Origin of the sequence: Bizionia hallyeonensis, assembly GCF_042657385.1 — a bacterium.
Classification (GTDB): Bacteria; Bacteroidota; Bacteroidia; order Flavobacteriales; family Flavobacteriaceae; genus Algorimicrobium; species Algorimicrobium hallyeonense.
On sequence record NZ_JBHSLA010000005.1, the window covers coordinates 59,701 to 75,985 of the forward strand.

Sequence of the window (16,285 nt, forward strand, 5' to 3'; positions counted from 1 at the left end):
AAACGGAATTACAAAATAATTACAGAAAAAACTATTTAGAACTCAAATAGCTTTGAAGAATTAACGTCGCACTAATTTCATCAACCAATGCTTTATTTTGGCGTTTCTTTTTAGATAAACCACTGTCTATCATGGTCTGAAAAGCCATTTTAGATGTAAATCGCTCATCAACACGTGCAATAGGGATTTGAGGAATTGATTTTTGTAACTTTTCTAAAAATGGTAAAATAAGTGCTTCACTTTCAGATGCCTGATTATTCATTTGTTTTGGTTCGCCAACCACAAATAACTCTACCGATTCCGTTTTAACATAATCCATTAAAAAGCTAATCAGCTTCTTGGTATCTACCGTCGTTAGGCCAGATGCTATTATTTGCATCTCATCTGTAACAGCTATTCCTGTTCTAACTTTTCCGAAATCTATTGCAAGTATACGTCCCATATAGAGGCAAAGTTACCATTTAAAACTAAAACTTAATTAGAAAACCTATTTTTTAAAAGCAATCCGTAATAAAGAATTCAATTATAACTTTATCTTTGTGAAAAGAGCAAGAATTATACAATTAGACGCTCAATTTTTTAGTAAAACTATTATGAAGCAACTACAACAAATTATAGAAAATGCGTGGGATAATCGCGAATTATTAACGGATAAAGTAACCATTGACAGCATTCGAAGCGTTATTGATTTATTAGATGAAGGCACCTTGCGTGTTGCTGAACCAACCGCTAAAGGTTGGAAAGTGAATGAATGGGTAAAAAAAGCGGTCGTCTTATATTTCCCTATTCAAAAAATGGAAACTTTTGAGGTCGGTATTTTTGAATATCATGATAAAATTCCATTAAAAACAGGGTATAAGGATAAAGGAATTCGTGTTGTTCCGCATGCAGTTGCACGGCATGGTGCTTATATTTCTAAAGGTGTTATTTTAATGCCAAGTTATGTAAATATTGGTGCTTATGTAGGTGAAGGAACCATGGTGGACACCTGGGCAACAGTTGGTAGTTGCGCCCAAATTGGTAAAAACGTCCATCTTTCAGGCGGTGTTGGTATTGGTGGTGTTTTAGAGCCCCTTCAAGCTGCTCCAGTTATTATTGAAGATGGTGCTTTTATAGGTTCACGATGTATTGTAGTTGAAGGTGTTAAAGTAGAAAAAGAAGCCGTTTTAGGAGCGAATGTTGTTTTAACCATGAGCACGAAAATTATTGATGTAACAGGTAATGAGCCTGTTGAAATGAAAGGTATAGTACCTGCACGATCCGTTGTAATTCCTGGTAGCTATACCAAAAAATTCAAAGCTGGCGAATTTCAAGTGCCTTGTGCTTTAATTATTGGAAAACGTAAAGAAAGTACAGATAAAAAGACATCCTTAAATGATGCTTTGCGCGAATATGATGTAGCGGTTTAATTTAGTTTGCAGCAGCAGTGTTCCGTAAAATTTTGAAAGAATAAAAACAAACCTAGCTATTTGAAAATTTTAGTTATACAACAAAAAATGATTGGTGATGTACTCACATCTAGCGTCTTATTTGAAGCGTTACGTGAACGTTACCCAAAGGCGCAATTAGATTATTTAATCAATTCCCATACATTTCCTGTTGTTGAACACAATCCTTTTATTGATAATTTCATCTTCTTTACACCTGAAGCCGAAAAAAGCAAAATAGCGCTTTGGAATTTCGCTAAATCTGTAAAAAAGGAAAAGTATGTTGTGGTAATTGATGTGTATTCAAAACTATCTAGTAACCTAATTACAGCTTTATCTGGTGCTAAAACTAAAATTTCGTATCATAAGCCGTATTCAACATTCATATACCATCATAATATAAAACGTAGAAATCAAACCGATGAAGCTTGTGGTTTAGCAATTATAAATCGATTGCAGTTGTTGGAACCATTGGATATTTATATCACAGCGGCAAGACCTAAAATTTATTTAACTTCTGAAGAGCTTGAAACAAGTAAACAGTTTTTAATTTCAAACGGGGTAAGCCTAGACAAACCACTTATTATGATTAGTGTGCTAGGAAGTGGCCCTAATAAAACCTATCCGTTTGAATACATGGCACAGGTAATTGACCAAATTGTAGCCACAACAGATGGTCAGATTTTATTTAATTATATTCCAAAACAGGAAGCCGATGCTCAAGCCATTTTTAAGCTCTGTAAACTGGAAACACAAAATCATATTTATCTAAATTTATTTGGAAAAAGTCTGCGCGAATTTTTAGCACTCACAACACATTGTCATGCATTAATTGGTAATGAAGGTGGCGCTGTAAATATGGCAAAAGCATTGAACATAAAAACATTTACCATTTTTTCTACTTGGATTGATAAGGATACTTGGAATATTTTTGAAATGGAGAACGTGAATGAATCCGTACATTTAAAGGATTACAAACCAGAATTATATAAAGGAAAAAGGGAAAAAGATATGAAACCACACGCCATGGAATTATATCATAAATTTATACCCGATTTATTTTATGATAAGCTAAATCGGTTTCTAAAAATGTTCCGTTCGTAATATGGAAAAACTAACAGCTATTATTATAACCAAAAATGAGATTCTTAATATAGCATCCGTTATAGATTCTGTACGTTTTGCAGATGAAATTATTGTGGTTGATAGCTTTAGTACGGATGGCACCTTTGAAAAAGCTTTAGAATTAAATGTTACCGCTATTCAGCGAAAATTCACCTACCATGCGGAACAGAAAAATTGGATAATTCCACAAGCAAAACATGATTGGGTTTTAATTGTTGATGCTGACGAACGTGTAACACCTGAATTAGAAACTGAAATACTTGAAGTTTTAAGTAACGAACAACAAGATGTTGCTTTTTGGATTGGCCGCATGAACCACTTTATGGGTAAACGCGTTAATTATAGCGGTTGGCGAAATGACAAAGTTATCCGTTTGTTTAAACGCGATTTATGCCTATACGAAGATAAATTGGTGCATGAAGAAATAGTTGCACAAGGATCTGTTGGCCATTTAAAATCCAAACTATCACACAACACATACACAACTATGGATGCTTATATGGATAAAATGAATCGGTATGCAACCAAACAAGCTAAAGATTACGATAAAAAAACGGGGACACTAAATCCGTACCATTTTGTGATTAAACCCTTTTGGGGATTTTTTAAACATTATATTATTCAAAGCGGATTTCGCGATGGTGTTGTAGGTTTAACCATTGGTTTTATTCAAGGTTATGTCGTTTATATGCGTTATGTGAAATTGTGGCTTTTACGAAGAAACTTGAAATAACACTATTTTTTTCGCCAGAAGAATACCTTATTTTTAATCCGTCTTTTTCTATGAAACCGATTTTGAAATGCTTCGGTTTCTTCCCACATTAAATGAAACACGCGATTATAATCATATCCGCCTAGTTTAGCATATTCGTCACTCATAATTTCCACCATAGATTTGTGAGTCGTTAAGCGTGCAAAGTTTTTTATTCGGGTTTCAAAATCCATGTCACCAAATTCCATTCGGTTTAAATCCACTAAATAAAATTTATACGCGCCACCGTTTAATTGAATCAATGTGTTCCCAGGCGAATGATCTAGAAAATTCACACCGGCTTTATGCAGCCCAAACGTGAATCGTGTAAAAGCGCGTAAAATGGCTTCATGATTCGCCATAGTTAAGTTGAAAGTCAATTCACGATAGGTTAAATCATAAGGCAAGTGCTCACTGATATAATAACTTTTCTTGAATAAAAAAGGTGTTTTATACTCATAAAAAGCAATAGGTTTCGGCGTTCCAATACCTAGATGCAGGAGACGATTAGCGTACTCAAAAGAGCGTTGGGCTTTACTTTTTCTAAAAAAGCGATAGGCAATCTGATTCACCAAATTTGGAATTTTAAAGGATTTCACGTTAATCGTTAAACCATTTAAATTGTATAGTTTTAGTGAATTCCGATCCTGATTTCCAAAATCCTCACCAGACGTTTCATAATTTTCAATATATGATGTAAGTACTTGCTTATCCTTCTGAAACGCCTTATGCACTGTATAATTCATGCTGCAATATTACAATATTTATTTTATTTTTATCTGGAATTAAATTAGCAGTTCGTTTTCATTTTTAATAATTTGCACAAAAGCTTTTCGTATGCCCACAATTTGTTTGGAATCTCATAATATTGATAATCTCTTCTTTGGTTTTGGTCAGTTTAACTACCACCTTATTAAAGGGTTTTATGAGAATCAAGCTATTTTAGAAGCATTGGATTTCCATATCACCCTTATTAGTAAACATCCTGAAAAGCTGAAAGATGAATTTGGCAGTACGTTTTCATATAAAAAATATAATTCCTTACAGCGAAAAAAACTATTCCGAATTAAAAAACAATTCGACTTATGGCATTCCTTAAATCAAAATACCAAAGTTGAACCCTTTAAAAATATACCATATGTATTAACGGTTCATGATGTCAACTTCATGGAAGAATTATCGGGAAAGAAGTTAGATAAACGCGTTGCACTTTTTAATGCTAAACTAAAGCGAAGTCATGCAATTACCTATATTTCAGAATATGCAAAAAGCATGACACATACCTATTTTAAAGTACCAAATATTCCTGAATATGTTATTTATAATGGTAGCTCCAAACCTTTTGAGTTAGCTAAAAACCATACCCCTGAATTACTTCCAAAAGGCGAATTCCTATTTACAATTGGTGAACTTTTAGAAAAAAAGAATTTTCACACATTAGTAAATATGCTTGCTCATCTTCCCGAATTGAGTTTGATAATTTCTGGGAAAAACACAACGGATTACGCTAAAAACATCATGAAATTAATTGCTGATTTAAACCTTGAACATCGCGTATTTTTAACAGGAAAAATTAGTGAAGCGGACAAAGCCTATTATTTAAAAAACTGTTATGCGTTTTGCTTTCCGTCTCTGCGAGAAGGCTTTGGCATTCCCCCAATTGAAGCGATGCAATATGGTAAACCTGTGTTTTTATCTGATAAAAGTTCGCTTCCAGAAGTTGGTGGTAAACACGCATTTTACTGGGAACATTTTGAACCTAAATCTATGGCTGATATCCTTGTGCAAGGCATGAGAACATACCATGAAAACCCGGAGGATTACAAGGAAAAGCTGCAGCTGCATGCCAACTCTTATTCTTGGGATGAAACCGCTAAACAGTATTTAAAAGTTTATGAAACGCTACTTAAATAAGTGTTTGAAGTATTGACCAAAATTCTTTTTAGTAATAAAAAATTTGGAAGGCATAATCCCTTCTAAATTGATATTTTTTCTAATTTCTTCAATGGTATTTCCTTCACAAAACTCCAAATGTTTCCATTTTTCGGGTTCAATATAGAAGAAATTTTCACGCTCTTTGTAGTTAGACTTATTGGTGGTTCGCCATTTTTCTAAAAAAGCTTCCTTATCATGAACTTCAATATTGTGTCCCCAATTATCTAATTTTAAAACCAATTCCGCTTCATCTCTAGCAATACTTTCATGAAGTAGAATATTTTGCGTATAAACAATACGCTTTCTGGTGTTTCGAGCCACTTTATAATTCGGATAATTGGTGGAAATAATTCCACGTGTTGGCTCCTTTATAAATAACACACCATTATCCGTATACTTGTATAAATTGATTAAATAGGCCGCAATTTGAATGTTCTTCTTTTCTGGATTGTCCAGATAACTATCAAAGCGCCTTAAGTCTTTAACATAGTTTGCAAAATCTACAAAATACTCATCACTATCAATTTGCACAAGCCAATTTCCAATACCCATTTTAAGCGATAACATGTGCCGCTCACGATTATCATTTTCAATAGCAATTAAATCCGCATCGTAGAAATCATCTTTATACAATTGAATTTTATTATCCACATCAAAAGCTTCCAACCATTCAAAAAAGGCTGGATCCACCTCAAAAGTTTCACCAGACCAGGTTCTATTTTTATGATCCATAGCAATAAAAATAGCATCCGCTTCCTTATAAACAGGCGGAATGGATTTTTTTAGTTTATCGTAATCATAAGACAGTAAAAAACCTACGTGAATTTTTTTCATGGATAATTGCGGATTATTTTTTACAAATATAGTTTAAGCCATAGAAATAACTACTTTTGTTACTAAAATGTACTAAAATCTCTATAAATGTCTGTACTAACTGTAATTATGCCGGTTTATAATGGCGAAAAATTCTTGAAAGAATCGCTGGACAGTCTATTAAATCAAACATTTACTGATTTTACAATATTGGTTTTAAATGATAATTCTACAGATAAAACGTCAGAGATTCTAGACGCTTTTATAAAGCAGGATTCGCGTATTACAGTTATTACAAAAACTAAAAATGAAGGGCCTGCTAACTTACGAAATGAAGGTATTGAACGTGCCAGCACTGAATTTATAGCCTTGCTAGATGCTGATGATATTGCCTTACCTACCCGATTTGAAAAACAATTAAATTTTTTAAAAAACAATCCTAACGTGGGTGTTTGTGGTACGTGGTTTACATTTTTTGGCAATAAAAAAGAGAAAACCGTCAGGCACGAAGTCTCTCACGACGCCCTAAAAGTTCAGTTTTTGCACAGTTGTGGTATTGGGAATCCTACAGTTATGTTCCGGAAATCTGTTTTAAATGGTTTACGGTTTGAACATCAATATGTTCCTGCTGAGGATTATGGCTTATGGAGTCAACTCATTTTTAAAACCCAATTTCACAATATTCCAGAATCGCTATTAAAATACCGTTGGCATGATGCTAATATAAGTCAGACGAAAGAAGCTAACCTTCGGAAATCTGAAATTCTCATTAAAACGAAACAATTAGAGCAATTGCGGATTCAAGCATCAAATCCCGATATTTTATTTTATGTATATGCGGTTTCATTGCAACGAGATCAAGCATCAGAGCATGTTATAAAAACCATTAAAGCTGCTCAAGATTTATTGGAACACAATAAAAATTTACAGATATATAATAAAGTACTATTTGAAAAGCATATTAATAGAACAATTGTACGCACAATTAGAAATGCAGCTAGTTACGATAAAGCGTTTTATAAGTTTGTAAAACATGATTCTAGATTTTTTAAGGCGCTCAAACCTATAGACAAACTGACTTTTTATTTTAAATGTTTATTTTGAAAGTCGATATTTTAGTAAGCGTTTGTAATATTTAAATTTTGTTTTAAAATCGGCTTCCTGAAAATAGCTTTTCATAAAGTTTAATTGGACTTCCGATAAATTCTGGCCAGTACTTTTCAACTTCAAAACTTCAAATGCGGTAGCATTCCCTAACGATTTTACTACTTTTTTAAGATTAGGTGTTCTGGATTCTGGAATGGCATCGGTTACTTCTTTTACATTTAAATAAGAGGAATAATTTTTAAAGAATTCCGATTGTAAAGAATATACACCACCTTCATGAACCCGATAAACAGCCGTTTCAAAATCCATAAAAACACCTTTGCCTTTTTGTAACAACACCAAATAAAGTGAATTATCTTTTGAATATATAAAGGACTTTAAAAGCTCTAAATCCAAAGCTTCTTTTTTAAAAACAGCAGTTAAGGTTAAGGTGCAATATGGTGAGAATATATTATTATAATCAATGGTTGTGTTTTCCGTTTGATGATTCCAAGTATTGGATAAAAAGCGGCTACCATTAAATATTTGATAGTTAGTCCAAGAAATGACATAACCTGCATTTGCTTCTAAAAAATCCACTTGCTTTTGAAGTTTCAATGGATCTGTCCAATAATCATCACCTTCGCATAAAGCTATATATTTCCCTTTCGCTTGCGGAAAACTGTAATGCCACCAAGGCATAATATGTTGGGAATATTTATTTTCGGTTTGAAGAATAAGTTTAATTCGCGGATCTTTTTCTGCATGCTTTTTTAAAATAGCTTGTGTGCCATCGGTTGATGCATCATCGTGAATCTGAATTTCTATAGGGAATTTAGTTTTCTGAAGATAGAAACCTTCCAACGTTTGTTCTACATATTTTTCCTGATTAAATGTGGTGCAACATATAGTTAATATTGGTTTCATGCTTATTTGTTTTTTAGCTTTCCAGGAATTCCAACTATGGTATTTTCTGTTAAGCAGTTTTCTACTACCACGCTTCCGGCTCCAACGGTTACATTGTCGCCTAAAATAATATTTGGCAAAATAATAGCACCCGAACCAATATTGCAATTGTTCCCTATGGTTACTCGTCCTAAAATTTTAGCGCCGGGAGATACATCACAATAATTACCAATTTTAACATCATGATGGATGTGAGCTGATGTATTAATTAAGCAACCTTCACCAATTTGAACACTATTACTAATAAAAACAAAAGGCATAATATTGGACCCTTGACCAATTTGAACATCCAAAGAACCAATAATAGCATGTTTTGAAATAAGCGTTTGATAAATGCCTCCTGCCTTTCTAAATTTTTCTACCATCTGTTTGCGCAAATGCGGTGTTCCAATTGCTGACACAAAATGCGGATTACTACTAAAGTCAATAGCACTTAAAGAATGTAAAATGGGATATTTCCCCAAAAAAAGTGCTTCTTCAGGTTTTGTATAATCGTCAAAAAAGGATAAAGCAGTTTCTACTGTAGTCGTTTCATTTAAAACAACTAACACATCTTTTGCGTGACCTTTTGCTCCAAGAACAATCATTTATAAAGAATTAATAACGTTACAGATTTCTGCAACTTGCTGTTTTTCTAATTCGAAATATAAGGGTAAACAAAGAATTTTACTGCAAATATCTTCAGAAATCGGCATACTCACCGATTTTTCTACATAAGGCAACTTATTTAATGACGGATAAAAATAGCGTCGAGGATATATTTTTAGCGCTGCTAATTTTTCTAAAACCAGTTGCATAAAGATTTCATCTTTAAAAATAACAGGCATATACGAGTAATTTTTCTCTGCAAATTCTCTAAAACCAATAAGCGACACATTCGCATTATCTTTTAGTAAAAACTCATAGGTTTCGGTTAACAGTTTGCGCTTGGCAATAATAGTATCAATGTAAGGAAGTACACTTAAACCCATAGCAGCTTGCATTTCTGAAGCTTTGGCATTTATTCCCAAACCATGATATTCTAATGGTCCATTATGCCCAAAATTATGATGGTAATAACACTTTTTAAAAAGCGCATCATTAGGAACAAATATGGCACCACCTTCACCTGTATGAAATAATTTGGTAGCATGAAAACTGGTGGAAATTATATCGCCATATTCAAAAATGGATTTACCTTTATAGGTTACAGCAAAACAGTGTGCTGCATCATAAATGACTTTTAAATGATGTTTTTCAGCAATTGCCTGAATAGCTTCCACATCACAAGGATTTCCAAACACATGTGTTGCTAAAATAGCTTCGGTGTTTTCGGTAATTGCTGCTTCTATTTTTGCAGGATCTATAGTTAACATATCGCGTTCAATATCCACAAAAACAGGCGTGCAGTTTTCCCAAATAATAGCCGATGTTGTTGCCACGTAACTAAATGGCGTGGTGATAACTTCCTTTGTAATGCCTAATGTTTTCAAAGCAATTTGTAACGGTAAGGTGCCGTTGGTAGTTATAAAAAAGTTGGAGACACCTAAATATGTAGATAATTTAGATTCTAATTCTAGAAGTAATTCACCTCTATTGGTCATCCATTTTTTATCCCAAGCATGTTTTAAAATGGCTTCGAACTCTTGGATTGGTGGCAGAAAGGATTGTGTAACATTTATCATCAAAACAAAATTAACAAACTTCGCGTTCTAATAGCTATAAAAATATTTTTTTTTATAATTGAAAGATTTGCTTCTTAAATGTATAATTTTACGGTTATAAAGTTCAAAAAATATGCCTAAAAAAATTCTAATTATCCCTTCTTGGTATCCAAACTCTAATAATGAATTGGTTGGGACATTTTTTCGGGAGCAGGCACATCTTTTGAATGCTAATGGATTCGACATAAAAATTCTCTTTGGTGTCGAGAATGAAGTGGGACTTTTTAAATATCTATCCATTCGTTTAACGCAACTTTTTAGTAAAAAAAACGACTTAAATAAAACATACTTAAAACAAGCGCCTGAAGCATTCTCTTTTCCTATTTATCATTATAAAAAATGGCCAGAAAAACGGCAGCTTAAGTCTAGTAAACAGAAGTATCAACAGGCTTATAAAGCCATTACAACACTTTGGCAGCCTGAACTAATTCATGCTCAATGCAGTGCCAAAGGTGGTATTTACGCGCACTATTTATCCAAAAAAAACAACATTCCTTTTGTAATTATTGAACATCAAATATTTCTTCTTAATTACTATAAAAAGTACGTTCAAAAAGGCATTCGTGACGCTGTTGAAAATGCCTCTAAAATTGGAGCTGTTAGTTACCACCAACAACGTTGTATTTTAATGAATAGTATGGATTGCAATCCAACAATTATTTGGAATCTCATGGATGAAAGCAAGTTTGAAATAAATACAAAACAAACAAATACGAAATTCACCATTCTAACCATAAGCTACCCACATTTAATAAAAGATACTGAAACATTTTTTAGGAGTTTGGAAGCTTTTCAAACTATTTGTGAAGATAATTTTGAGGCCATTATAATTGGTAATGACTCTTTTAATGACAGCAGCAAAGCCAATAGTTTCTATTTTGAAACCTTGGCTAAAAAATATAATGTGCATGATTCATGCACATTCTATCCGCAACTCACACGAGCGGAAATAAACACCAAATTGCAATCGTGCCATGTTTTTGTTTCCACAAGTGTAGCTGAAACTTATGGTGTTGCCGTTAGAGAAGCCATGCTTTGTGGCAAACCCGTTATAGCAACAAAAAGTGGCGGTGTAGAAGACTCCATAACAGAAGAAACTGGTGTTTTGGTCAATTTAAAAGATGCAAAAGCTATTGCAGAAAACCTGTTAAAAATAAAAAACAAGGAGTTAGTTTTTTCTCCAGAAACCATCAGAAATTATATTATTGAACAAAGTGGTCGAGATACTTTTATTAGAACCATGACGGACTTTTACAATGAAAAAAAATCCTAAACGCATGTCAGAATTGTACACAGCTTTAGAAAATCTGCAACACGGCAAAACCATCCTTTACCCTACAGATACCATTTGGGGATTGGGCTGCGATGCTACTAACGCCAAAGCCGTTTCAGAAATTTACGCGTTAAAAAAACGTGTAGAAAGTAAAGCATTAATCTGTTTAGTATCTAGCTTGGAAATGCTAAAAACCTATATTGAGGAGGTTCCAGAAGCTGCATTAAAGTTTTTAGAAACAGCAACAAAACCAACGACTATAATTTATAATAAGCCACGTTTAGTGGCACCAAATTTACTAGCCCGCGATAATACGTTGGCCATCCGGATTGTACATGAAGGTTTTGCTTACGAATTAATTGAATTATTCCAAAAACCCATTGTTTCAACGTCAGCAAATATGAGCGATTATCCTTCGCCAAAATCATTCAAAGAAATACATGCAGACATTTTAAAAGATGTGGACTATGTTGTAAATTTGCAAAACGAAAAAATCAACACACAGCCTTCCACAATTATTAAATTAAATAAGGACGGTAAAGTTGAAGTTATTAGGCCATAAATCTTCAATATTCAAGTAGTAAATTCCTGAAATTTAACTTGGGATTTTGAATGCGAAGGGTGTCTGTTAATCAATCAGACAGGGAATTTGAAACTTATGAATTATAAAAACGCATTAGAGCATTCTATATTTGAAACCATTTCAAAATCTGCTGAAGAATTACAGGTTGACTGTTATGTAATTGGTGGTTTTGTTCGCGATTTTCTTCTGAAACGCGGAAATCCTAAAGATATTGATATTGTAGCTATTGGAAGTGGCATTGAATTAGCCCGACAAGTAGCTAAAAACCTTCCCAATAAACCTAAAGTTCAAGTATTTAAAACGTATGGAACTGCCATGTTGCGTTTTGAAGATATAGAAATAGAATTTGTAGGTGCTCGTAAAGAAAGTTACCATGAGGACAGCCGGAATCCTGTTGTAGAAAATGGCACGCTGGAAGATGATCAGAATCGTCGGGACTTTACCATAAATGCTCTAGCGTTAAGTTTAAACAAATCTAATTTTGGCGATTTATTAGACCCTTTCCAAGGCGTTCTAGATTTAGAAAACAAGATAATTCGTACACCTTTAAATCCAGATATTACATATAGTGACGATCCTTTACGGATGATGCGGGCCATCCGTTTTGCTACACAATTGCACTTTACTATTGAGCCCGAATCCTTACAGGCTATTTCAAAAAATAATAGCAGATTAGAGATTATAACAAACGAACGTATTGTTGTTGAACTGAACAAGATTTTAGAATCGCCAAAACCGTCCATTGGTTTTTTACTGTTGGAAGAAACAGGATTATTAAAACATATTTTACCCGAACTAACCGCATTAAAAGGGATTGATGAAATTGAAGGGCAACGTCATAAAGATAATTTTTATCACACATTAGAAGTCGTAGATAATATTGCAGAAAACACGGATAACCTTTGGCTTCGCTGGGCTGCTTTACTTCATGATATTGGAAAAGCGCCCACAAAACGCTTTCACAAAAAAAATGGCTGGACCTTTCATGCCCATGAATTTGAAGGCTCCAAAATGGTTTACCATTTATTCAAACGTTTGAAAATGCCTTTGAATGATAAAATGAAATATGTGCAAAAAATGGTGTTTATGAGTTCTAGGCCTATTGCACTTGCGGATGATATGGTTTCAGATTCGGCTGTAAGACGTTTGGTTTTTGATGCTGGTGATTATGTGGACGACTTAATGACGCTGTGTGAAGCAGATATTACCACGAAGAATCCGAAGAAATTCCAGAAATACCACAATAACTTTAAGCTTGTACGTGATAAAATTGTAGAAGTTGAAGAACGTGATCAGATACGAAATTTTCAACCACCGGTTTCGGGTGAAGAAATTATGGAAACGTTTGGCATTAAACCTTCACGAGAGATTGGCACGATTAAAGAAAAAATTAAAGAAGCTATTTTAGAAGGTGAAATTCCCAATGAACATGAGGCGGCTTTTCAACTCATGTTAAAAGAAGGGGAACGTTTGGGGTTGACGCGAGTATAAGTTGCAAAGAGACAAAGTTGAAAAGTGGCAAAGCGGTAAAGCGGTAAAGCGGTAAAGCGGTAAAGCGGTAAAATAATTTGACACTAAAAAACATAATTCACAAATGGAAAGTTCAAAAAATAGCACCTTCAGAAAATTATTAGTCTGGCAAAAGTCTATGGCATTGGTGACTTTAATTTATAGTGAAGTAATGGTTTTTCCGCCTGATGAATTGTATGCGTTAACGTCTCAAATAAAAAGATCTGCAACCTCTATTCCGAGTAATATCGCAGAAGGTTACGGTAGAGAAGGAAAGAAAGATTATTTGCGTTTTTTGAACATTCCTTTAAGTTCGCTGTTTGAATTACAAACACAACTTGAAATAGCTTACAATTTAAAGTTTTTGAAACAAGATAATTTTAATAAATTATATAATGACAGTAGAAAAATTGAACGGATGCTTTCCAGTTTTATTCGTAAAATAAAAAACTAACCTTTTAAAAACTCTGTAACTCTGTAACTCTGTAACTCTGTAACTCTGAAAACTTAAAAAAATGAAAAAAGACAATAAAAAAGTAATCTACTGGCTCCTTACAGGTTGCGTTCTTATTTTTATCATGGTTGTGGTTGGTGGTATTACCCGATTAACAGATTCGGGTTTATCTATGTCCGACTACAAACTTATAACAGGAACTATCCCGCCATTAAATGATGCAGAATGGCAGGATGCTTTTGCATTGTATCAGCAGTATCCGGAATTTCAAAAGTTGCATTCACACTTTACTTTAGAAGATTTTAAAGGTATATATTTTTGGGAATGGTTTCATAGGTTAATTGGTCGAGTCATAGGATTAGTCTTTATTATTCCTTTCTTATATTTTCTATTTCGCAAGCAACTTACAAAAAGCACCATCAAAAAATGTTTGGTTTTATTAGGTCTAGGTGGATTTCAAGGTTTTTTAGGTTGGTATATGGTAAAAAGTGGTTTGGTAGATATGCCAGATGTAAGTCATTTCAGATTAGCAGCCCATTTAACAACGGCATTCTTAACCTTTGCTGCAACACTTTGGGTAGCTTTGGATTTAATATATCCTGATAAAAAAGTCATTGACAAAAAGTTTAGAAACCTTATTATTGTTAGCTACCTCATCCTCATTGTTCAAATAATTTATGGTGGATTTGTGGCCGGTTTAAAAGCTGGTTTACTGCATAACCATTGGCCTTTTATGAATGAAGGCAAATTTATGCATCACACGGTTTATATTTTAGAACCGTTTTATAAAAATCTCATTGAAAATCCAAGTGGTATTCAATTTATACATAGAACATTGGCTTACTTGGTTGTAGCATCCATATTTATTTTGTGGTTTAAAGCGCGCGAAATGACCCTTACAAACCTCCAACAAAAGAGTATAAATGCTTTGCTGATTTTAGTCGGTTTTCAATTTTTATTAGGCGTATTAACCATCATTTATGCGGTTCCGTTGTGGTTAGGTGTGGCACATCAAGTGGGTGCATTTTTTTTGCTTTCAGCTATGACATTTACGCTACATCGATTTAGCAAATAATTTTAAAATAACTACCTTTGCGGCATAAATAAAAATATGATATACAGATTTCGAATAGTACTAGATAACGACACGGACAAGGACGTTTTTCGCGATATAGAAATTCGTGAAACGGATACCATGGAAGACCTTCATAATACCATTACACAATCCTTTGGATTTGATGGTACAGAAATGGCTTCGTTTTATTTGTCTGATGATGAATGGAATCAAGGTGAAGAAATTTCATTATTTGATATGAGCGATGGCTTGAATCCTGTAAAACTGATGAGTAGATCTGTTTTAAAAGACACCGTGCATGAAGGTTTAAACAAACTTATTTATGTGTATGATTTTTTAAGCATGTGGACATTTTATGTGGAACTTGCTGAAATTGTTGAAGAAACCGAAGGTACAGATTATCCAAACCTCATGTTTGTTCATGGTCAAATTCCGGATGAAGCTCCAGAAAAAAACTTTGAAGCTGAAAGTTATGACGACTACAATGAATTTGAAGACGATTTAGATGTGGACGATTATGATAATTTAGATTTTGACGAGAATTGGAATTAACACCTTGCTAGTCAATTAAGCAGACAACAATTACTATTAAAAAGCATTCTTAACCGAATGCTTTTTTTATTTTAGCATGTAACAAATTAATAACTTGCTCGTCCTACAAGTAACCATTAACCAAAAACAGAACTATTTTGGAAACCATACTGACAATTAATAATCTGACTAAAAAATTTGGCTTCCTTACGGCTGTTAAAGATTTATCATTCACCATCAACAAAGGGAATGTTTACGGGATCCTAGGACCTAATGGTAGCGGAAAATCTACCACATTAGGCATTGTTTTAAATGTTGTAAATAAAACATCTGGTGACTTTCATTGGTTTGATGGGAATACCTCAACACATGATGCTTTAAAAAAAGTAGGCGCAATTATTGAGCGACCAAATTTTTATCCATACATGACAGCGTATCAAAACCTGAAATTGGTTTGCAAAATTAAAGGGGTCCCTTTTAGTAAAATAGATGAAAAGCTAGAACTCGTTAAACTTTTAGATAGAAAAGACAGCAAGTTTCAAACCTTTTCTTTGGGTATGAAACAACGTTTAGCTATTGCATCAGCCTTATTAAACGATCCAGAAATTCTAATCTTAGATGAGCCAACCAATGGTTTAGATCCGCAAGGTATCCATCAAATACGAAGTTTAATTCAATTAATTGCCAGTCAAGGTACCACTATTTTATTAGCCTCCCATTTATTAGACGAAGTAGAAAAGGTATGTACACACGTGGTTATTCTTCGAAAAGGCGAAAAATTATATTCTGGCCCTGTAGACGAAATGATATCCAGTCATGGTTTTCTAGAACTTAAAGCAGAAGATACCAATAACCTTATGGCGTTCTTGGAAAGTAAAAAAATGTTTGGAAAAATTAAAGTTGAAGACGGTTTAATTACAGCATTTCTAGATGAACCTATGGATGCCAAAAGCGTTAACAAATTGTTGTTTGATAACGGTATCGTTTTAACCCATTTAGTAAAACGAAAAGAAAGTCTTGAAGAACAATTCTTACAATTAACAGACAACTAACC

General features: G+C 33.7%; 18 protein-coding genes. 12 read left to right on the forward strand and 6 right to left on the reverse strand.

From position 1 onward, the window contains the following. Window positions 1–31: 31 nt before the first annotated feature. Window positions 32–442, reverse strand: a complete 411-nt coding sequence (gene ruvX, locus ACFPH8_RS12195) for a Holliday junction resolvase RuvX (RefSeq protein WP_248398562.1) — start codon at window positions 440–442, stop codon at window positions 32–34. 151 nt (window positions 443–593) lie between these two features. Here ruvX and ACFPH8_RS12200 point away from each other — a divergent pair, with 151 nt between their 5' ends. From ACFPH8_RS12200 to ACFPH8_RS12210, 3 genes are read left to right on the forward strand one after another with little or no spacing between them, the layout of a single operon-like run. Then, window positions 594–1,409 (forward strand): 2,3,4,5-tetrahydropyridine-2,6-dicarboxylate N-succinyltransferase, encoded by an 816-nt coding sequence (locus ACFPH8_RS12200; protein WP_376861316.1) that lies wholly within the window; start codon window positions 594–596, stop codon window positions 1,407–1,409. Between the two features lie 60 nt (window positions 1,410–1,469). Beyond that, window positions 1,470–2,531: a glycosyltransferase family 9 protein gene (locus ACFPH8_RS12205; RefSeq protein WP_376861318.1), complete on the forward strand. Its 1,062-nt coding sequence runs from the start codon at window positions 1,470–1,472 to the stop codon at window positions 2,529–2,531. A gap of 1 nt (window position 2,532) precedes the next feature. After that, window positions 2,533–3,285, forward strand: a complete 753-nt coding sequence (locus ACFPH8_RS12210; protein ID WP_376861320.1) for a glycosyltransferase family 2 protein — start codon at window positions 2,533–2,535, stop codon at window positions 3,283–3,285. Between the two features lie 2 nt (window positions 3,286–3,287). Here the strand turns inward: ACFPH8_RS12210 and ACFPH8_RS12215 are convergent, their stop codons facing one another. Beyond that, on the reverse strand, window positions 3,288–4,049 hold the full coding sequence (locus ACFPH8_RS12215; protein ID WP_376861322.1) for a lipopolysaccharide kinase InaA family protein: 762 nt from the start codon (window positions 4,047–4,049) through the stop codon (window positions 3,288–3,290). Window positions 4,050–4,140: 91 nt separating this feature from the next. On the opposite strand from ACFPH8_RS12215, the gene ACFPH8_RS12220 reads away from it, so the two are divergent. After that, window positions 4,141–5,217 (forward strand): glycosyltransferase family 4 protein, encoded by a 1,077-nt coding sequence (locus ACFPH8_RS12220; protein ID WP_376861324.1) that lies wholly within the window; start codon window positions 4,141–4,143, stop codon window positions 5,215–5,217. On the opposite strand, the gene ACFPH8_RS12225 is transcribed toward ACFPH8_RS12220, so the two are convergent. Next, complete coding sequence (locus tag ACFPH8_RS12225) at window positions 5,206–6,072, reverse strand: hypothetical protein (protein WP_376861326.1); 867 nt, start codon at window positions 6,070–6,072, stop codon at window positions 5,206–5,208. The two genes, ACFPH8_RS12220 and ACFPH8_RS12225, sit on opposite strands and share 12 nt — an antisense overlap. 87 nt (window positions 6,073–6,159) lie before the next feature. On the opposite strand from ACFPH8_RS12225, the gene ACFPH8_RS12230 reads away from it, so the two are divergent. After that, a complete protein-coding gene (locus ACFPH8_RS12230) occupies window positions 6,160–7,155 on the forward strand; it encodes a glycosyltransferase family 2 protein (protein ID WP_376861328.1) in 996 nt (331 codons plus the stop codon). Here the strand turns inward: ACFPH8_RS12230 and ACFPH8_RS12235 are convergent. Genes ACFPH8_RS12235 through ACFPH8_RS12245 form a run of 3 tightly spaced genes read right to left on the reverse strand, consistent with a single transcriptional unit; the run spans window position 7,147 to window position 9,767 of the window. After that, on the reverse strand, window positions 7,147–8,064 hold the full coding sequence (locus tag ACFPH8_RS12235) for a glycosyltransferase family 2 protein (RefSeq protein WP_376861330.1): 918 nt from the start codon (window positions 8,062–8,064) through the stop codon (window positions 7,147–7,149). The genes ACFPH8_RS12230 and ACFPH8_RS12235 overlap by 9 nt on opposite strands. Window positions 8,065–8,066: 2 nt before the next feature. Continuing rightward, window positions 8,067–8,690: a NeuD/PglB/VioB family sugar acetyltransferase gene (locus ACFPH8_RS12240; protein ID WP_376861332.1), complete on the reverse strand. Its 624-nt coding sequence runs from the start codon at window positions 8,688–8,690 to the stop codon at window positions 8,067–8,069. Then, on the reverse strand, window positions 8,691–9,767 hold the full coding sequence (locus tag ACFPH8_RS12245) for a DegT/DnrJ/EryC1/StrS family aminotransferase (RefSeq protein WP_376861334.1): 1,077 nt from the start codon (window positions 9,765–9,767) through the stop codon (window positions 8,691–8,693). It abuts the gene before it with no gap. 112 nt (window positions 9,768–9,879) lie between these two features. Between ACFPH8_RS12245 and ACFPH8_RS12250 the strand changes: the two genes are divergently transcribed. From ACFPH8_RS12250 to ACFPH8_RS12280, 7 genes are all read left to right on the forward strand, one after another. After that, window positions 9,880–11,079, forward strand: coding sequence for a glycosyltransferase (locus ACFPH8_RS12250; protein ID WP_376861336.1), 1,200 nt, complete (start codon window positions 9,880–9,882; stop codon window positions 11,077–11,079). Between the two features lie 4 nt (window positions 11,080–11,083). Further along, complete coding sequence (locus ACFPH8_RS12255; RefSeq protein WP_376861338.1) at window positions 11,084–11,641, forward strand: L-threonylcarbamoyladenylate synthase; 558 nt, start codon at window positions 11,084–11,086, stop codon at window positions 11,639–11,641. Window positions 11,642–11,737: 96 nt separating this feature from the next. Further along, window positions 11,738–13,153: a CCA tRNA nucleotidyltransferase gene (locus tag ACFPH8_RS12260; protein WP_376861340.1), complete on the forward strand. Its 1,416-nt coding sequence runs from the start codon at window positions 11,738–11,740 to the stop codon at window positions 13,151–13,153. 103 nt (window positions 13,154–13,256) lie between these two features. Next, window positions 13,257–13,625 (forward strand): four helix bundle protein, encoded by a 369-nt coding sequence (locus tag ACFPH8_RS12265; RefSeq protein ID WP_376861342.1) that lies wholly within the window; start codon window positions 13,257–13,259, stop codon window positions 13,623–13,625. A gap of 61 nt (window positions 13,626–13,686) precedes the next feature. Then, window positions 13,687–14,700, forward strand: a complete 1,014-nt coding sequence (locus ACFPH8_RS12270) for a COX15/CtaA family protein (protein ID WP_376861344.1) — start codon at window positions 13,687–13,689, stop codon at window positions 14,698–14,700. Between the two features lie 36 nt (window positions 14,701–14,736). Next, window positions 14,737–15,252 (forward strand): plasmid pRiA4b ORF-3 family protein, encoded by a 516-nt coding sequence (locus tag ACFPH8_RS12275; RefSeq protein ID WP_248398527.1) that lies wholly within the window; start codon window positions 14,737–14,739, stop codon window positions 15,250–15,252. 137 nt (window positions 15,253–15,389) lie between these two features. Next, entirely contained in the window at window positions 15,390–16,283 is an 894-nt protein-coding gene (locus tag ACFPH8_RS12280) for an ABC transporter ATP-binding protein (protein ID WP_248398524.1), read from the forward strand. Window positions 16,284–16,285 lie beyond the last annotated feature (2 nt).